At 48.6% G+C, this 16114-nt stretch carries 20 protein-coding genes; 12 read left to right on the top strand and 8 right to left on the bottom strand.

From position 1 onward, the window contains the following. Window positions 1-9 precede the first annotated feature (9 nt). A complete protein-coding gene (gene bstA / locus GNE05_RS04555; protein ID WP_160182504.1) occupies window positions 10-552 on the top strand; it encodes a bacillithiol transferase BstA in 543 nt (180 codons plus the stop codon). On the opposite strand, the gene GNE05_RS04560 is transcribed toward bstA, so the two are convergent. Both GNE05_RS04560 and GNE05_RS04565 read right to left on the bottom strand, forming a co-directional pair. After that, window positions 512-2104: an MFS transporter gene (locus tag GNE05_RS04560; RefSeq protein WP_160182505.1), complete on the bottom strand. Its 1593-nt coding sequence runs from the start codon at window positions 2102-2104 to the stop codon at window positions 512-514. The two genes, bstA and GNE05_RS04560, sit on opposite strands and share 41 nt — an antisense overlap. A gap of 109 nt (window positions 2105-2213) precedes the next feature. After that, entirely contained in the window at window positions 2214-2696 is a 483-nt protein-coding gene (locus GNE05_RS04565; protein ID WP_160182506.1) for a MarR family transcriptional regulator, read from the bottom strand. Window positions 2697-2864: 168 nt separating this feature from the next. Between GNE05_RS04565 and mprF the strand changes: the two genes are divergently transcribed. The 3 genes from mprF (at window position 2865) to GNE05_RS04580 (ending at window position 7077) form a co-directional block, all read left to right on the top strand. Next, window positions 2865-5435, top strand: a complete 2571-nt coding sequence (gene mprF, locus GNE05_RS04570) for a bifunctional lysylphosphatidylglycerol flippase/synthetase MprF (RefSeq protein ID WP_160182507.1) — start codon at window positions 2865-2867, stop codon at window positions 5433-5435. Window positions 5436-5531: 96 nt separating this feature from the next. Further along, the gene (locus tag GNE05_RS04575) at window positions 5532-6416 is read left to right on the top strand and encodes a PhzF family phenazine biosynthesis isomerase (protein WP_160182508.1); all 885 of its coding nucleotides are present in this window, start codon (window positions 5532-5534) and stop codon (window positions 6414-6416) included. 76 nt (window positions 6417-6492) lie between these two features. After that, on the top strand, window positions 6493-7077 hold the full coding sequence (locus GNE05_RS04580) for a nitroreductase family protein (protein ID WP_007408549.1): 585 nt from the start codon (window positions 6493-6495) through the stop codon (window positions 7075-7077). A 38-nt stretch (window positions 7078-7115) separates the two neighbouring features. Here the strand turns inward: GNE05_RS04580 and GNE05_RS04585 are convergent, their stop codons facing one another. The 3 genes from GNE05_RS04585 to GNE05_RS04595 all read right to left on the bottom strand — a co-directional run bounded on the left by GNE05_RS04585 (window position 7116) and on the right by GNE05_RS04595 (window position 8445). After that, window positions 7116-7307 carry a YfhD family protein gene (locus GNE05_RS04585; RefSeq protein ID WP_003155508.1) on the bottom strand — a complete coding sequence of 64 codons (192 nt, stop codon included), beginning with the start codon at window positions 7305-7307 and terminating at the stop codon, window positions 7116-7118. Window positions 7308-7377: 70 nt separating this feature from the next. Continuing rightward, a complete protein-coding gene (locus tag GNE05_RS04590; RefSeq protein ID WP_003155504.1) occupies window positions 7378-7488 on the bottom strand; it encodes a YfhE family protein in 111 nt (36 codons plus the stop codon). Window positions 7489-7545: 57 nt separating this feature from the next. Beyond that, window positions 7546-8445 carry a TIGR01777 family oxidoreductase gene (locus GNE05_RS04595; protein ID WP_160182509.1) on the bottom strand — a complete coding sequence of 300 codons (900 nt, stop codon included), beginning with the start codon at window positions 8443-8445 and terminating at the stop codon, window positions 7546-7548. Window positions 8446-8536: 91 nt separating this feature from the next. Here GNE05_RS04595 and recX point away from each other — a divergent pair, with 91 nt between their 5' ends. From recX to GNE05_RS04610, 3 genes are all read left to right on the top strand, one after another. Then, window positions 8537-9328, top strand: a complete 792-nt coding sequence (gene recX, locus GNE05_RS04600; RefSeq protein WP_003155502.1) for a recombination regulator RecX — start codon at window positions 8537-8539, stop codon at window positions 9326-9328. A gap of 6 nt (window positions 9329-9334) precedes the next feature. Continuing rightward, window positions 9335-9649, top strand: coding sequence for a YfhH family protein (locus GNE05_RS04605; RefSeq protein ID WP_007408553.1), 315 nt, complete (start codon window positions 9335-9337; stop codon window positions 9647-9649). 143 nt (window positions 9650-9792) lie between these two features. After that, window positions 9793-10986, top strand: a complete 1194-nt coding sequence (locus tag GNE05_RS04610) for an MFS transporter (RefSeq protein WP_025284446.1) — start codon at window positions 9793-9795, stop codon at window positions 10984-10986. A gap of 39 nt (window positions 10987-11025) precedes the next feature. Here the strand turns inward: GNE05_RS04610 and GNE05_RS04615 are convergent, their stop codons facing one another. The 3 genes from GNE05_RS04615 to GNE05_RS04625 all read right to left on the bottom strand — a co-directional run bounded on the left by GNE05_RS04615 (window position 11026) and on the right by GNE05_RS04625 (window position 12586). Next, window positions 11026-11415 (bottom strand): DUF2606 family protein, encoded by a 390-nt coding sequence (locus GNE05_RS04615; protein ID WP_061861286.1) that lies wholly within the window; start codon window positions 11413-11415, stop codon window positions 11026-11028. Next, window positions 11378-12289, bottom strand: coding sequence for a trypsin-like serine peptidase (locus GNE05_RS04620; protein WP_029973980.1), 912 nt, complete (start codon window positions 12287-12289; stop codon window positions 11378-11380). Before GNE05_RS04620 ends, GNE05_RS04615 begins: the two co-directional genes overlap by 38 nt. 144 nt (window positions 12290-12433) lie before the next feature. Beyond that, complete coding sequence (locus GNE05_RS04625) at window positions 12434-12586, bottom strand: small, acid-soluble spore protein K (protein WP_003155495.1); 153 nt, start codon at window positions 12584-12586, stop codon at window positions 12434-12436. Between the two features lie 123 nt (window positions 12587-12709). On the opposite strand from GNE05_RS04625, the gene GNE05_RS04630 reads away from it, so the two are divergent. The 5 genes from GNE05_RS04630 (at window position 12710) to GNE05_RS04650 (ending at window position 16102) form a co-directional block, all read left to right on the top strand. Further along, window positions 12710-12979: a YfhJ family protein gene (locus GNE05_RS04630; RefSeq protein ID WP_003155492.1), complete on the top strand. Its 270-nt coding sequence runs from the start codon at window positions 12710-12712 to the stop codon at window positions 12977-12979. Window positions 12980-13110: 131 nt separating this feature from the next. Beyond that, window positions 13111-13638: an SH3 domain-containing protein gene (locus GNE05_RS04635; protein ID WP_160182510.1), complete on the top strand. Its 528-nt coding sequence runs from the start codon at window positions 13111-13113 to the stop codon at window positions 13636-13638. A gap of 85 nt (window positions 13639-13723) precedes the next feature. Beyond that, window positions 13724-14059: an SdpI family protein gene (locus tag GNE05_RS04640; protein WP_017419152.1), complete on the top strand. Its 336-nt coding sequence runs from the start codon at window positions 13724-13726 to the stop codon at window positions 14057-14059. After that, window positions 14052-14912, top strand: a complete 861-nt coding sequence (locus GNE05_RS04645; protein WP_160182511.1) for an alpha/beta fold hydrolase — start codon at window positions 14052-14054, stop codon at window positions 14910-14912. Before GNE05_RS04640 ends, GNE05_RS04645 begins: the two co-directional genes overlap by 8 nt. A gap of 209 nt (window positions 14913-15121) precedes the next feature. Continuing rightward, a complete protein-coding gene (locus GNE05_RS04650) occupies window positions 15122-16102 on the top strand; it encodes a glycosyltransferase family 2 protein (protein ID WP_003155484.1) in 981 nt (326 codons plus the stop codon). Window positions 16103-16114: the final 12 nt, after the last annotated feature.

A 16114-nucleotide genomic window follows, 5' to 3' on the forward strand; every position in this document is an offset into this window, starting at 1 on the left:
GAGACAAAAATGGAAAAACAAACCCTCAGCTATCCGATTGGAGAATATCAGCCGGCCGAATCGATTTCGGCCGGACAGAAACAAGAATGGATCAATGCGCTGGAACACGCTCCGGCCAAACTGAAACAAGCTGTCAGAGCGATGTCGGACAGTCAGCTTGATACGCCGTACCGCGAAGGGGGATGGACTGTCCGCCAAGTGGTTCACCATCTGGCGGACAGCCACATGAACGGCTATACCCGGTTTAAATTGAGCTTAACGGAGAATGAACCGGAAATCCGCCCTTATGATGAAAAAGGCTGGGCCGATCTTCATGATTCCAAAACCGCCGCTTGCGGGGATGCGCTTGAGCTGTTAGCGCTTCTGCACAGAAGATGGGCCGCTCTTTTGCGCTCCATGACGGAAGACCAATTCAAACGGACATACTTCCATCCTGTATCTAAAGAGTCGATTACGCTGGAACAAGCGCTCGGACTATATGTCTGGCACTCTGAACATCACATCGCCCATATTACTGAGCTTTCCCGGCGGATGGGCTGGCATCTGTCTTAGAGTGTGCCGGCTTTCGGAAAAACGCCAAAACAACCGCAGATACAATCGTGCATAATGAAATGACGGCGGCTGCCGTATAAAGATGGTGGTAGCCGCTGGCAATGCCCGCTTCAATCGCATCAGAAACCGCTTTTTTGACGGCGGGAACGGGGATTCGGCTCACTTGCTCCTGCAACGAAGAAAGTCCGCCGCCGATATCGGGCGTTTGCGCCTGATCAGCGGGAATGCCGCTTTTCGCTAAACGGTTTTTGATGTCATCTCCGATCCGGTCAAAGCCCGCTGTAATGAAGCCGGCATATAAAGCCGGAGCGAGCGTCAGCCCGACCTGCCTTACGAGTGACAGCGTGCCGAGCGCTGTTCCTTTGTTTTGGCCCGCCGTTTCTGATACAAGCACATTCAGCGGAGCCCCGAGCAGAAATCCGAAACCGATCCCCGCAATGACACTCGCTGTGACAAATTCCCATTTATCCGTCACCCATAACGGAAACAGGCTGAAGCCTGCAAATGCGATGGCGCCTGATACAACCGCGGAGAAGACCGGCCCTTTTTTATCCGTGATCGCCCCGCCGAGCCACGCTCCGATGCCTGACGCCAAAGCGAGCGGCGTCATCCAATAACCCGCTTTCTCCGCCGATACGTGCAAATATTGCTCTGCATAAGAAGGAATAAAAATGACCGCAGCGAGCAGCCCTCCCGATAAAAATCCGATGACGAGCGTCCATTGAAACACTTTATTTTGCAGCAGCGAGTAGGCGAGAATCGGATCGCCCCCTCGGTTTTCAACCCGCTTTTCGACCTTAAGCAGCACCAGAAAGAGAAGTGCCGATCCCAAAAGATACCCGTACACCTTTACGTCCATTATGCTTTCTGACAGCTTCGCCCCATTGAGATTCGTGATACCGATCATGCAAGATAAGATCGCAAGAGACAGCAGCATTGTGCCGGCGAGGTCAAGCCGTTTCGCCCCAGGCTCTTTCGTTTCAGCGATAAACAAACCGCCGCACACAACCAAAGCGGCGGCAATCGGCAGGTTAATTAAGAACAGCCAATGCCACGACCCGGTTACATCAAGCAAAAAGCTCCCGATATTCGGTCCGAGGACGGCCGCCATACCGTTCATCGCCCCTAAAAGCCCGAGAGCTTTCCCCTGTTTCTCCTTCGGAAGCACGGCCAGCACATGCGAACTCCCGATTATAAAAATTCCGCCGCCGCCAAGCGCCTGAATGAGCCGTGCCGCCAAAAACATCGGGAAGCTCTGACTGAGTGCGACAAGCAAAGAGCCGAGTCCGAACAGCCCGACTTCAATCATAAACAGCTTTTTCCGCCCGTATCGGTCCGACAGCTTGCCGACAATCGGCACACTGACACTGAGTCCCAATGTGTAAAGGGTCACTCCCCACGATCCCCATGAAGGAGAAACATCAAAAGAGCTGTTAATCGTCGTCAGAGCAGCGGAAATAATTCCGTTGTCCAGCGCCGCCATGAACACACCGATCGTAAAGAGAGTGATGGCCCGGCTCTGGTTTTTTTCTGTTTGCAATGGCTCCGGCATACTGATCAATCCTTCCGTTTTTTAATTCACTTCGAATATATTATTCACTTCAAGTGAATTAAATGTCAAACAAAAAAAGGCCGCCGATACCGGCAGGCCTTTTTCATCTCTATCCCTGTTTGGAAGAATCAAGCGCTCTTGCCAAAATGACAAGCCCTTGATTGACCGTTTGTTTTTCTTCAGCGGTCAGTGTTTCCAATGAACGCTTCAATTTTACATGCCCTTTTTGATAAAGGCTGCGGAAAATATCTTTCGCGTTTTCCGTTAATTGAACGACGACTGAACGGCGGTCTTCTTCTGACGGAGCGCGTGTAATGAAACATGATTTTTCTAAACGGTCGAGCAGCCCCGTCGTATTTGAAAGAGAAGCGCCCATTTTCTCCGCTATGTCACTCACCTTAAGCGTCCCGTGGTTGTTCAGAAGCATCAGCACCTTCATTTGCGGCATGCTCATATCAAGCTTCATCCACTCCGACACATCGCCAAGCCCCGCCGATGTCATCACTTTCATGTACAGCACCCAAATATCCCGTTCCTCAGGAGAAAAAATATCGCCGCCTAATACTGTTGTATCATGCAGATTATAATCCATCGTCTCACTTCCTCATTCATACTCCTGCATACCATATTACTGATTTTAATCAGAGAAAGAAAGTTGCAGACGAGTTTTGTTTGAATGTGAGGTGGTAGTGTATAATATGTTGGAGATTATTGGGGGAATTATAATAAATAAGCTATTTTATGATGATTGGAGAGAACATTGCTGACTAAAAAGAATGCCTTATCGATATTAAAAGTATTATTTCCTATTGCAGTTTTGCTTTTAGTCATTTATCAGTCCAAAAAGGAATTGACAGACCTTTCTTTTAAACGAACGCTGTACATTATTAACGGGATTGAGCGTTACGATTTATTTATTCTCGTTCTGCTCGGCCTCCTTGCCGTCAGCGCGATGTCCTTTTATGACTTTGTGCTGAAACGGACGCTTCGCCTCAACATTCCGAATTGGAAAGTATTCAGGGTCTCCTTTATCGCCAATTCCTTTAACAATGTCCTTGGATTCGGCGGTCTGGCGGGCGTCGGGCTGCGGACGATGCTTTACAAAGAACATACGAATGACGTAAAACGCCTCGTCGCAGGCATCGCCTGGCTTACGTCCTCAGCGCTGCTCGGGCTGTCCGTGTTCAGTATCCTGACCATCGCCCGGGTTCTGCCGGTTGGAGAGATTACAGGTGAGAAACCGTGGCTGTGGGCTGTCATCGCCGGCGTGGCGCTTATTGTGCCGGTGGCCTTAATCGCCGCTTGGATCAACAATAAAAAAGCTGGCACAGAAGACGGTGAAACAAAACCGAGGCATCCGGTTTTTTCTTACATCGGGGCATCGTTTGCCGAATGGTTTGCGGCGGCTGTCGTCATGTATTATTCTCTGTATGTCATGGGAATTCACGCGGATGTCCGCCATGTATTCGGTGTATTTGCCATTGCCGCCATCGGGGGAATCATCAGCCTTGTGCCGGGAGGATTCGGTTCGTTTGACCTTCTGTTTCTGCTCGGCATGCAGAATATGGGCTTTCCGCAGGAGGCGGTCGTGACATCCATCGTCATCTACCGGATTGTGTATTCATTTATCCCGTTTGTGTTCGGTCTGTTCTTTGCGGCCGGGGACTTAACGGAAAATACGCTTAAACGGCTGGAATCAAATCCGAAGATGGCGTCTGCCGTGGAAACGACGAACGTGCTTCTCGTATTCCAGCGCGCTATCTTGATCAGGGTGCTTTACGGTTCGCTGTCGCTTTTGGTTTTCGTGTCGGGAGTCGTCGTGCTTGCGTCCGTCGCCCTGCCGATCGACAGGGAGACGGTCATTCCGCACATTCCGCGCCCGGCGCTCCTTGCGTTTAACGGGTTATCGCTAAGCGCGGCTTTGATTCTATTAATTTTGCCGATTGAATTATACAAACGGACGAAACGTTCTTATTCAATGGCGGTTGCCGCGCTGGTCGGCGGCTTTGTGTTCAGTTTCTTAAAAGGAATGAACATCAGCGCGATCTTTATTCTGCCTGTCGTCATCGTATTGCTTGTGCTGTTAAAGCGGCAGTTTATCAGAGAGCAGGCATCGTATACGCTCGGCCAGATGATTTTTGCGGCCGCTCTGTTTATTATCGCCTTGTTTAACTACAATCTCATTGCCGGCTTTATTTGGGATAAAATGAATCGGCTGCTGCGCCACGACTATTTCGTCCATAACAATTCGCACATTACATATGCCACGATGACGGCCATTATTGTTGTGCCGCTGTTTTTCCTTGTGTTTACGTTCTTTTATCATAAAAGATCGAAGCCGATCGGAGAAGAGGCCGATCCTGAACGGCTGAAGTCCTTTTTGGCGGAAGAAGGAGGAAATGCCCTCAGCCATCTCGGCTTTCTCGGGGATAAGCGGTTTTATTTCTCAAGCGACGGCAAAGCGCTTTTATTGTTCAGCCAGATTTCCAGAAGGCTTGTCGTGCTCGGTGATCCGTCAGGACAGAGAGACTCTTTTCCGCTTGTGATTGAGGAATTTCTGAATGAAGCGCATAAGCAGGGGCTGAGTGTCATGTTTTATCAGATCGAACGTGAAGATCTGGCGCTGTACCATGACTTCGGCTATAACTTCTTCAAGCTTGGAGAAGAAGCGTTCGTGGATATGGAGGCATTTACGCTGTCAGGTAAGAAAAAAGCGGGGCTGCGGGCGATTAACAACAAATTTGACCGCGAAGGCTACACGTTCCATGTCGGGGAACCGCCGTTTTCCTCCGAGTTTATCGCCAAGCTGAAAGACATTTCGGACGAATGGCTCGGACCGAAAAGAGAGAAAGGCTTTTCCCTCGGTTTCTTCGACCGGGATTATTTGGAACAGGCGCCGATTGCTTACGTGAAAGACGCGGAAGGGGAGATCATCGCTTTTGCCAACCTGATGCCGATGTATCAGGAAGGCGAGATATCCGTCGACTTGATGCGTTATCGGAAAAGCGCGCCGAACGGTATTATGGACGCGCTTTTCATCCGTCTGTTTCTCTGGGCGCAGGAAAAAGGCTATACCACCTTCAATATGGGCATGGCGCCTTTGTCAAACGTAGGTACGGCTTTTACATCTTTCTGGTCGGAAAGAATCGCGGCCGTCATCTTCAACAACGTCCGGTATATGTACAGCTTCAGCGGGCTGCGGGCCTTTAAAGAAAAATACAAACCGGAGTGGCGCGGGAAATACTTGGCGTACCGCAAAAACAGATCGCTGTCCGTCACGATGATCCTCGTCACCCGCCTGATCGGAAAAACCAAAAAAAGACGCCGTTAAAAGGCGTCTTTTTTTTTTTGAATAATTGACTAAAAATTCTAATTTCACTCTGTTATACTGAATAACATGATCATAAGGTGAAAGGAAGGCTGAAGAATGAAACAGGCAACCGTGTTTAAATATGAAGCGTTTTCCAATATTCCGGATTTGGGAAATCCCGCGGGAATCGTCTTTAACGGAGATGATTATTCAGATGAAGAGATGCAGATGATCGCCGAAATGGCAGGGTACAATGAAACCTCATTTCTCTGTAAAAGCGGAGAAGCCGATCTGCGCATCCGCTATTTTACACCCGGCCACGAAATGAATTTATGCGGACATGCTACCGTCGCCTCTCTTTACGCATTAATTGAAAAGGGAAGGCTTCAGGCTGATCAGACATATCAAATTGAAACAAAAGCCGGCATTCTTCCCGCAAAAGCCGCTGAACGAAACGGCCGGGTATACATCACACTCGAACAGGCTCCCCCGCAATTTCTGCCGTTTACGGGCGACAAAGAAAAGCTTGCCGCCTCGCTCGGGATTACGGCTGAGGATTTTCACAGCGAGCTGCCGATTGTCTACGGATCAACGGGGATCTGGACACTGATTGTTCCGCTGAGATCACTTAAAGCATCACGGAATATGGTGCCGGACAACGCACAATTCCCCGCTATTTTGCGCGATCTTCCGAAAGCGAGCGTTCATCCGTTTTCTCTGGAAACCGTTCATCCGGAAAGTGATCTGCACGGACGCCATTTTTCTTCCCCTTTCTCCGGAACGACCGAAGATCCTGTCACGGGAACCGCTTCAGGCGTCATGGCAGCCTATATGCGGCAATACGGAGGCTCCGAAGCCGAATGCCTCACGATTGAACAAGGCCAGGAAATCGGGAAAGACGGAAAAGTGGAAATCAGGATCACAGAAGATAACGAAAAGATGAACATCAAGATGACGGGAACGGCCGTGTATGCCGAAACAATCAATTTTCAGCTTCCGTAACGGTTTACAAAAGCCGGTCGTATCCGTTATATTATAAATGATAATCATTTTCATTTGGATAGGAAGGTGAATCGGCATGCCGAAAACCGAACAATTACAGCAAAACGAAAGTCTTGCACATACAATCAGAAACAGAAGATCCATCCGGTCGTTTAAACCGGAAACCGTACCTTCTGAAGTCATATTAGATATGCTTGAAACGGCCGTTTACGCACCGAACCACAGACTGACGGAGCCATGGCGTTTTATCTACGCAGCAAGCGAAGCGGGAAAAGCAAAGCTTGCGGACAGCTACGTCTCATTTTTCAAAAAGATAAAAGATGATTTCAACGAGGAAAAAGAGCGGAACATGAGAAAAAATCTCAGCGCCGTTCCGGGATTTTTGCTGGTCGTCTTAAAAGAAGATGAAAATGAATTTACGAGAAACGATGATTTCGCGGCGCTGAGCGGCATGATTCAAAACCTTCAGCTTCTCGCGCATGAAAACGGCATCGGCATGGTCTGGAAAAGCGGCCGCATTATGTATGACAAACAGGTGCACCAAGACTTCGGCCTTGCTGACAATGAGCGCTTTGCCGCCATCATTCAAACGGGCTATCCGGATGAACAGCCTAAGGCGAAAGAACGGACGCCGGCAAAAAGCCTGTTTACCGAACTGTAAAAAAATCCCCGTCTCTACACAGAGGCGGGGATTTCGTATTAGCGGGTTTTGCTTTTAGCTCTGTTGTCAGCGGCTTTCATCCGCGCCTGCGCTTCACGGTCAGCGGAATCAGCAAGCTCGCTTGAATATTCCTCATATGTGCCGTCTGTTTCGCGTTTCAAAGCATCCGGAACTTGAGGAAGTTTTTGTTTGTTTTTATCACGGTTTTTGTGAGTATGATTTCTGCCCATATCAATCGCCCCCTGAAAAAAGTGATATCAAACAAACATAGTATCTGCCCGGTTCCGGACTTTATTCAGTTTATTTCCGTTTGGCTGCTCTTTCCGCTTTTTTGAATTCACCGGAATAAAGGACTTCCTGCATTTTTTTCAGATTGGCTCCCTGTTGATGTTTTTCGCGCTTCTTTTCCATAAAAGAAGACCCTCCTTTAAAACAGAATACCAATAGGATTGGCTTTTATTTCCGTTTTTATGCAGATAAGAGATCCTTTAAAGCCAAATCAAGTTCTTCATACGTAAATTGAAAACCGGATGTCAGCGCCTGCTTAGGCAGGGCGCGCTGGCCTTTTACGATCAACAGGCTCATTTCTCCCAAGGCCTTCTCCAGAAAAAGTTCCGGTACGGGAATCCAATGGGGGCGGTGCAGGACGCCTGCAATCGTCTTTCCAAATTGCTTCATTTCTACGGGGTTCGGCGATGTTACATTCATGGGACCGGACAAGTCATCATGCTCCGCCGCATAAGCGATAAGTTCCGCGGCGTCATCGACATGAACCCATGACAGCCACTGCCGTCCAGAGCCGATGGTGCCGCCGGCTAACAGTTTATAAGGGAGAACCATGAGCGGCAGGGCGCCTTTTTCACCGAGCATCACCCCGAATCTGGCATATACCGTCCGGATGCCGAGCGCTTCAATTTTCTGGCCTTCACGTTCCCACATATGAGCCGTATGACTGAGAAAATCTTCATTTGACGTATCTGACTGTTCGGTGAACGTTTTTTCTGTGCTTGTGCCGTAAATGCCGACGGCGCTTGCCTGAATCAAAGCCCGGGGTTTTTTCGGCTGCTGCTTCATAATCCGTCTGACTTCTCTCGTCGCTTCTATTCTGCTTGAGATGATTTGTTCCTTCGTTGTGTCCGTCCAGCGGTCAAAGATGGATTTGCCGGCGAGGTTCACCCATACATCAATAGGGGGAAGCTCGCGCTCAGGCGCCGCGTTTTCGGCCAGCCATTGAACATATGTCACATTTTTTTGTTCGGTTTCTCTCTGTTTTCTTGATAAAATATAGACATGATGTCCCCGGCGGGTCAACACATCTGTCAGATGCCGGCCCAGAAAACCGGTGCCGCCTGTCATCGCGATATTCATATCCATCTCTCCTTACACGTTGATACATATACTGTACCTCATTTGCCAAAAAGAAAAACGCCTGAACATCGGGGCGGGAAAGGAGACCGGGATGCCGTTTATTACAAAAATATCGACCCAAAAGAAAAATACCGAGCGCTTCAACATCTTTCTTGATGAGAAATATGCATTCAGCGTCGACGCCGACGTGCTTGTGCGTTTTGACCTGAAAAAAGGGAAAGAACTGGACGAGCTTGACATTCTTGAAATCCAGCACGGCGATGACGTGAAAAAAGCCTTTAACCGCGCCGTAGAATTTTTATCATACCGGATGCGCTCTGAAAAAGAAGTCCGGGATCATCTGAAGAAAAAAGAAACACCGGACATGGTCATTTCTGAAGTCATCCATAAACTGTACGATTACCGCTACTTAAATGACAAAGAATTTGCCGAAGCCTATGCGAGCACCCACAAAAAAACAAACGGCAAAGGCCCTGACGTCCTGTTCCGCGAGCTGAAAGCGAAAGGAATAGACGACGATACCATCAAGGAGACGCTCAGTGCGTTTACATTTGATGAGCAGATACAAGAAGCGCTGAAACATATCGGCAAAATCCTGAAAAAAGACAAAAAGCTGTCCACAAAAGAGATCAGACAGCGGGCGCAGATGCAGCTTCAGCGAAAAGGTTTCCCTTTCGACGTCATCAATGCCGCTCTGGAGCAGACGGAGTATGAAAATGATGATGAAGCCGAGATGGAAGCTCTGAAGGCTCATGCGGAAAAAGCGATCAGGAAATACCGCTATGACGGCAGTTATGAAAGCGGAATGAAGGTCAAACAGTACTTATTCAGAAAAGGATTCTCGATTGACGATATTGATCAATTCTTGCAGGAAGAGGAGTAAACTGAAATGGACAAACGATACAGTCAAATGACGCCTCATGAACTACAGACCGAAATTGCGGGACTGACGGAAAAAGCGCGAAAAGCGGAACAGATGGGCATTGTAAATGAACTGGCCGTGCTTGAACGGAAAATTACGATGGCCAAAGCTTACATGCTGAACCCGGAAGACTTTCGGCCCGGCGGGGTGTATCAGATAGAAGGTTCTGATGACACTTTCCGCATTGATTACATCAACGGCGTATTCGCCTGGGGACACAGATCTTCCCCGTCTGACGGGGAAGAAGCACTGCCGATTTCCGTTTTAAAAGAAAAAAAATAACAAAAGAGGCCGGTTCCGGCCTCTTTTTCTTTTCGGCACATTCGTTTCAACCTTTCAGTAAAAAATGATTGAATTCATTTTTGATATCTTTTAAGATGGAATTCGTTGTTTTTTAAATAAAAAGGAGGCGATTTGCGTTGAATATCAAAATGAAACAGCCATCTGTGAAATTAATGATTTTTGTTTTAATGATTTGCACATTTTCCATCGGGTATACGGAATATGCTGTCATGGGTATTCTGACGTCGATTGCCGATGACTTTCATATACATGTATCTTCAGCGGGCATGCTTGTTACGGCGTACGCGGCAAGCGTCTGCCTGACGGGCCCGATCGTAACCATTATCGCGGTTAAGCTGCCGAGAAAGCCGGTGCTGCTAGGGTTGATGGGCATCTTCGTCCTTGCCAACCTGATGAGCGTCTTTGCGCCAAACTTCGCCGTGCTGGCGATTTCCAGAATTTTATCCGCATCCATCCACGGAGCTTTTTTTGCGATCGCCATGGTGTTTGCGAGTGAAATGGTGCCGCCTGAAAAACGTTCCGCCGCCGCGGCTTCCATGAACGGCGGATTAACCGTGGCGCTGATGCTAGGTGTCCCGTTCGGCTCTTATTTAGGGGATGCCCTTAACTGGCGGGCCGTCTTTTTCATTATTTCCGTTTTAGGCATGATCGGGCTGATCGGACTGATGCTGGTCGTGCCGAACCGGAAACCGAAAGTGATTCCGATGCTGATGAATGAATGGAGTGTCTTTAAGCATAAACAAGTGATTTTTTCCTTTGCGATCACCATTCTCGGCTACTCAGGCGTATTTATCGCTTACACGTTTATTGAGCCGATTTTAAGAGATTCAGCGGGGTTCGGCACAGTCGGCATTACAGGCGCATTATTTGCCTACGGTCTCGGCGGAGTGGCGGGGAATTTTTTCGCGGGCAAAGTGCCGCTCAAACTGCTGACGCGCACGATGATCGGTGTGATGATCGGCTTGATCGGCGTCTTGGCGATTTTCCCTTATATCGCCGTTTTTCCAGCCGCCGCCGTTTCAGCGACATTTTTATTCGGCGCATGTGCGTTCGGCACGCCGCCGCTTTTGCAGACCAAGGTTATTTCTTCCTCTGAAAACGGCACGACAATCGCCGCTGCGGTGAGCGTTTCCGCCTTTAACCTGGCAAACGCGCTCGGCGCCTGGATCGGCGGGTTGATTCTCGGGGGAACGGGATCTTACTCATGGCTGTTTGCCGGCGGTGCGCTGATGACGGCTCTCGGCCTTGTGCTTTCCACGTTCGCTCATCTGTCTGAGAAGAAAGATGTCTATGAATACCAAGTGCATAAAGGATAACAAAAAGCTTGCAGGGGATATTCCGCCTGCAAGCTTTTTTCAGTGTTTCAATGTAATGCTGATCACCGTATGTTTATCACTCTCAGCTAAGGAAATATTCCGGGTTTCCGGTACCCCGTCTTTTTCAAAAACGACGGCATAGGTTCCTTTCGCGCCGCTTTTCCATGCAATATCGCCGTGGTGATCAGTCTTGCCTATTATCTCTCCGCGGTCTATATTCGGCTGATGATCTGACTCCGCCGCTTTCATCACGGTGACCGTCACACCGGCCGCCGGTGAACCGTCTGCATCCTCAACATGGAGCGTAACGGGCAGTGCTTTTTTGTCGGCGGAATCATCCGCTTTGCCGCATCCGCATAAAACGGCCGCGGCGAGCAAGAAAACAAAAGCTTTATTGATTTGACCAATATTGAATGTTGTCGAATACACTGTTTGTCACCCTTGTTCCCAGATTATAAGACGACCCGCCGTTTGTATGAATGGCAATGGCGGTCTGGCCGGTGTCGCTGTAATTGCGGTAAACGGGCGATCCGCTCTGGCAGCCGAACGTATCTGTCGTGTAGGTGAGTTTATATGTCTCGGCAGAACGTATCGGCTTGCTGTCCGACCACATGGAACCGGACACTTTGTCGCACGGATACCCTGTCACGGTTGAGGAAAGCCCGGCCGGACTGGAACTGTTGGTCGTCCGGTAGCCGTACCAGCCGACAGTATTCCCGGGCGACCCGTTTACTTTGATTGCGCCGTAGTCGTAGTTTGTGTCACCGTTTTCTGTCCACCCTTTGACGCTGTAGAATGTCTTGCCTGAATAAGAGCCGTACGGGTACGATGACCCGTTGCGGCCGGGAGCTGCCGTAATTTTCGATGCCCAGCCGTTTTTCTGATCATACACGCAATGTCCCGCCGTAACGATCGTGTCGGCATTGACAAAAAAACCGGTGCATCCGTAAGTGCTTGTGCTGCCGCTGTATGTAACGGTCAGCTGTGCTGTCGCGCGATATGGAAATGATGTTGTAGGAGAAATTCTGATTCGTTCGTCTGTCCCAATAATACTGGAAGGCTTTAATGACTTGATGTCAGCTTTGCTGTTTTGTGCAAGCTGTCTTTTGGTGAGGCCCGTTCCTTCATAAGCGGGGGATGTCTGTGTTGTTTGTACAGGCTGATTCAGATGTGCGTCAAACTCCTCACCGCTGTTTGATACAGATGTCTGCGGACTGCCCTCTGCTTCTGCTGAAACAGCAAATAATGAAACTGACAGTAAGAATGCGGTAAGGCTCAGCAATCGTTTTGAAACTGTCTTCATTTTATAAAACCCCTCCTTTTTTGTCTACCGGCTTTCGGTTGAACATTTAACATATTATGGAATTTATTTAGCGTTATGACCTCAAAAGAATGTTTTTCTCCGCAAAAAAGAGACCGGATCATTCCCGGTCTCTTACGGTGTGTGTTATCGTCTGCCTGAAGCTCTCATGCGCTCTTGCGGGTGCGAATTAATTGAACCGTCCGCCCGTTTAGAAGCGTAGTCATCCTTTGCACGCGGTTCGCCTTCAAACTTATTATTGTTCTGATTAGGAAATCCTTTTGCCTTGTTCCGGACCATTTGTTTTCCCCCTCGGCCAATATCAAAAGGTTGCGCCTTCTGGACTGAAGACGTAAAGTTAGTATATGCCTGTGACAAGCTGCGTAAAAGCAGCAGGTTTTCCCAAGGAAAGGAGACAGAGACATGAATACATATATCGACAAACTGACGAATTTGCTGCTTGAGAAAAATGACATGCTCAGCTATTTGCAAGCGCGAACTTGGGTTGAGCTTTTATGGGGAGATTTCGAAGCGACTTACGCAAAAGCCGGCCGCCCGTATCAAGGAGAGCAAATGACGGAACGCGTCGTCAAGGAATGGATCGAATCATACGGCAGCAAGCTCCATATGTTCCAGAGCGTTCGGGAAGACGTTTCTCATTATTTGGATCAAAGCAGGGGCCTCCTGCATTAACATAGCAGTGCGCCCGCCGGATATATTCCGGCGGTTTTTTCTTTTTATAAAAGAAATGGGAAAATCATGTTTGACGACCCGCGGAATGTGGAAATGTGTAATAACTTATAAAATAGCGGGGAGGAACCACAATGAACATGAAAAAGGGGTTAACCGCATTTATTCCGGCCGCAGGACTTTGCTTATTTTTAGCCGCAGGCACCGTTTTTTTCGATCCGGCAGCGAATGCCGCAGCAGTTCACCAGACAAAAATAGACACCGCAGCAGATACATATATCGTGAAAGCAGGAGAACTTAACGTCCGCAAAGAACCAAATAAACAAGGGTCGATTATCGGCACGCTTCGTTCAGAGGATTCCGTAAAGGTTAAACGGCTTCAAGGAGCAGATTGGGCTGAGATTGACTACAAAGGTCACAAAGCCTATATTTCCACGCATTTTCTGATGAAGCAGCCGGTGAAGGCGGTGACGGCGAAACAAACCGCTTTTTATACGCCGACTTTGGAAACCGGCAAAAAAGGGTCCGTTAAAGCGGGTGAAACCGTCAATGTGCTCGGCTGGGGGTTCAGCCATGACGGAGGGTGTGACCGTAAATGGGCGTACGTCACATACGGCGGGAAAGCAGGTTATGTGAAAACGGCCGACTTAACTCAAAAATAAAGATTCAGGCAGGCGAATGAGCCTGCTTTTTTTCTGAAACTTTCCGCCTTTCCTTTCGTAAAAGATGAAAAGGAGAGTGAGGGATATGATAATGGTGATCGGCGGCCTTCTGATGGCTGCGGCCGGCATTTTAGTCACATTTTTTCCGCCGAAGTCGATCAACAGCCTGTACGGATATCGGACGAAGCGCTCTATGGCGGATGAGTCGCAGTGGAGAGAAGGAAATCGATTCAGTGCGCTCCTCATGATTTTGTTCGGCCTTATTTCGGCGGCAGCTGGATTTGCGGGCAGCCTGCTTATCCGGCTGACTCAGCCGTTCGCCCTGATCGTTCAGGCCGTATTGTTGATTGCGATCAGCGTACTGATCATCGTCTTAACAGAAAGAAGATTGAAACAAACGGGGAGGAGAATCGATGAATGACATTACGTTTCACATGATCGAAACAAACGGAGTGACGCTGCACACGGCTTCAGCCGGTCCGAAAGACGGTCCTTTGGCGGTGCTGCTGCACGGATTTCCGGAATTCTGGTACGGCTGGAAGAGTCAGATCAAACCGCTGGCGGATGCCGGATACCATGTTGTCGTGCCTGATCAGCGCGGCTATAATCTCAGTGACAAACCGGAGGGCATTGAAAACTATACCATTGATACGCTCAGAGACGACATTATCGGGCTGATCACTCATTTTACAGATGACAAGGCCGTCGTCATCGGACACGATTGGGGAGGAGCCGTGGCCTGGCATTTGGCATCCACGCGGCCGCAATACGTAGAAAAATTGATCACGGTCAATATCCCGCATCCGGCGGTTATGCGGAAGGTCACACCGTTCTACCCGCCGCAGTGGAAGAAAAGCTCTTATATCGCGTTCTTTCAGCTTCCGGAAAAGCCGGAACGGAGATTGTCTGAAGACAATTACCGCGTATTGGATCACGCGATCGGCTTATCCGAACGCCCGGCGCTTTTTTCACGGGAAGATATCGGCAGCTACAAAGAAGCATGGGGCAGAAAAGGAGCGCTCACGGCGATGCTGAACTGGTACCGGGCGATCAGAGCCGGCGGTTTAGTCCCTGCCGTTCCGCTTAAAATGCCCGTTCCGTACCGATTAATATGGGGCGTCAATGACCGAGCGCTGAGCAAAAAGCTCGCCAAGGAAACAAAACGGATGATTCCAAACGGCGACTTAATCTTCATAGATGATGCCTCACATTGGGTCATTCACGAAAAACCGCGCATCGTCAGCCATTTGATTCATGAATACCTTCAGCAATAAAGTCTGTCCCGCGTACAGACTTTTTCTTTTTTTTCTCATATCTGCCGAAAAACATGACAAAATATAAACCATATGCAGAAAAAATTTTCTTTCCCTGTAACAAAAAAATGGTTTAAACGTCATTAAAAAAAGGAAAAGCCTTACTGAAGTTTTGCGGACATTCCTTTAAGGCCGTCCTAAAAAAAGAATAATACAAAGAAGGTGCCTTCATGAAACAAAGGTTAATCTCAATTATTATTCCGTCTTACAATGAAGGGAACAACGTCAAGCTCATTCATGAATCTTTAAAAAAAGAGTTTCAGACGATTCATTATGACTATGAAATTTTCTACATCAATGACGGAAGCGCGGATGACACCCTTCAGCAGATTAAAGAACTGGCCGCCAGAAACCATCGCGTCAAATACATATCTTTTTCCCGCAACTTCGGGAAAGAAGCGGCCATTTTGGCAGGATTTGAACACGTGCAGGGCGAAGCGGTAATCGTGATGGACGCCGATCTGCAGCATCCGACCCATCTGCTGAAAGACTTCATTCAAGGTTATGAAGAAGGGTATGACCAAGTCATCGCGCAGCGCAACCGAAAAGGGGACAGCCCCGTGCGTTCCGTGCTTTCTTCCCTGTATTATAAATTTATCAACAAAGCCGTCGAAGTGGACCTGCGTGACGGGGTCGGAGATTTCCGCCTGCTGAGCCGGCAGGCCGTTGATGCCCTTTTGAAGCTGAGTGAAGGAAACCGTTTCTCGAAAGGGCTGTTCTGCTGGATCGGGTTTGACCAGAAAATCGTATTTTATGAAAATGTCGAAAGGAAGAACGGCACGTCCAAATGGTCATTCAGCAATCTGTTCAACTACGGAATGGACGGTGTCGTCTCCTTCAACAACAAGCCCCTTAGGGTATGCTTTTTCACCGGTATTCTGATATTGCTTCTGTCGATGGTTTATATTGTAACGACCTTTGTTCATATTCTGACACACGGCGTGTCCGTACCCGGATACTTCACCATTATTTCCGCCGTGCTGTTTTTAGGGGGCATCCAGCTTTTGAGTCTCGGCATCATCGGAGAATACATCGGCCGGATTTACTATGAAACAAAAAAACGGCCGCACTATTTAATTAAAGAAGCGAATATAACGTACGGAGAACAAAATGAAACGAATTATACAAAAAAGCGCAAGTGGAACCATTAAACAGCCGCCGCT

Origin of the sequence: Bacillus sp. AM1(2019) (assembly GCF_009906915.1) — a bacterium.
GTDB classification, from domain to species: domain Bacteria; phylum Bacillota; class Bacilli; order Bacillales; family Bacillaceae; genus Bacillus; species Bacillus velezensis.

Bases quoted from the DNA above. Each gene is read 5' to 3' on its own strand.
- GNE05_RS04620 (WP_029973980.1), bottom strand. From the start codon at position 12,289: ATGAAGACAGTTTCAAAACGATTGCTGAGCCTTACCGCATTCTTACTG.
- GNE05_RS04575 (WP_160182508.1), top strand. From the start codon at position 5,532: ATGAAACAGGCAACCGTGTTTAAATATGAAGCGTTTTCCAATATTCCG.
- GNE05_RS04605 (WP_007408553.1), top strand. From the start codon at position 9,335: ATGGACAAACGATACAGTCAAATGACGCCTCATGAACTACAGACCGAA.
- GNE05_RS04580 (WP_007408549.1), top strand. From the start codon at position 6,493: ATGCCGAAAACCGAACAATTACAGCAAAACGAAAGTCTTGCACATACA.
- GNE05_RS04640 (WP_017419152.1), top strand. From the start codon at position 13,724: ATGATAATGGTGATCGGCGGCCTTCTGATGGCTGCGGCCGGCATTTTA.
- GNE05_RS04645 (WP_160182511.1), top strand. From the start codon at position 14,052: ATGAATGACATTACGTTTCACATGATCGAAACAAACGGAGTGACGCTG.
- GNE05_RS04560 (WP_160182505.1), bottom strand. From the start codon at position 2,104: ATGCCGGAGCCATTGCAAACAGAAAAAAACCAGAGCCGGGCCATCACT.
- bstA (WP_160182504.1), top strand. From the start codon at position 10: ATGGAAAAACAAACCCTCAGCTATCCGATTGGAGAATATCAGCCGGCC.
- recX (WP_003155502.1), top strand. From the start codon at position 8,537: ATGCCGTTTATTACAAAAATATCGACCCAAAAGAAAAATACCGAGCGC.
- GNE05_RS04650 (WP_003155484.1), top strand. From the start codon at position 15,122: ATGAAACAAAGGTTAATCTCAATTATTATTCCGTCTTACAATGAAGGG.
- GNE05_RS04585 (WP_003155508.1), bottom strand. From the start codon at position 7,307: ATGGGCAGAAATCATACTCACAAAAACCGTGATAAAAACAAACAAAAA.
- GNE05_RS04565 (WP_160182506.1), bottom strand. From the start codon at position 2,696: ATGGATTATAATCTGCATGATACAACAGTATTAGGCGGCGATATTTTT.
- GNE05_RS04630 (WP_003155492.1), top strand. From the start codon at position 12,710: ATGAATACATATATCGACAAACTGACGAATTTGCTGCTTGAGAAAAAT.
- GNE05_RS04635 (WP_160182510.1), top strand. From the start codon at position 13,111: ATGAACATGAAAAAGGGGTTAACCGCATTTATTCCGGCCGCAGGACTT.
- GNE05_RS04595 (WP_160182509.1), bottom strand. From the start codon at position 8,445: ATGAATATCGCGATGACAGGCGGCACCGGTTTTCTGGGCCGGCATCTG.
- GNE05_RS04625 (WP_003155495.1), bottom strand. From the start codon at position 12,586: ATGGTCCGGAACAAGGCAAAAGGATTTCCTAATCAGAACAATAATAAG.
- GNE05_RS04590 (WP_003155504.1), bottom strand. From the start codon at position 7,488: ATGGAAAAGAAGCGCGAAAAACATCAACAGGGAGCCAATCTGAAAAAA.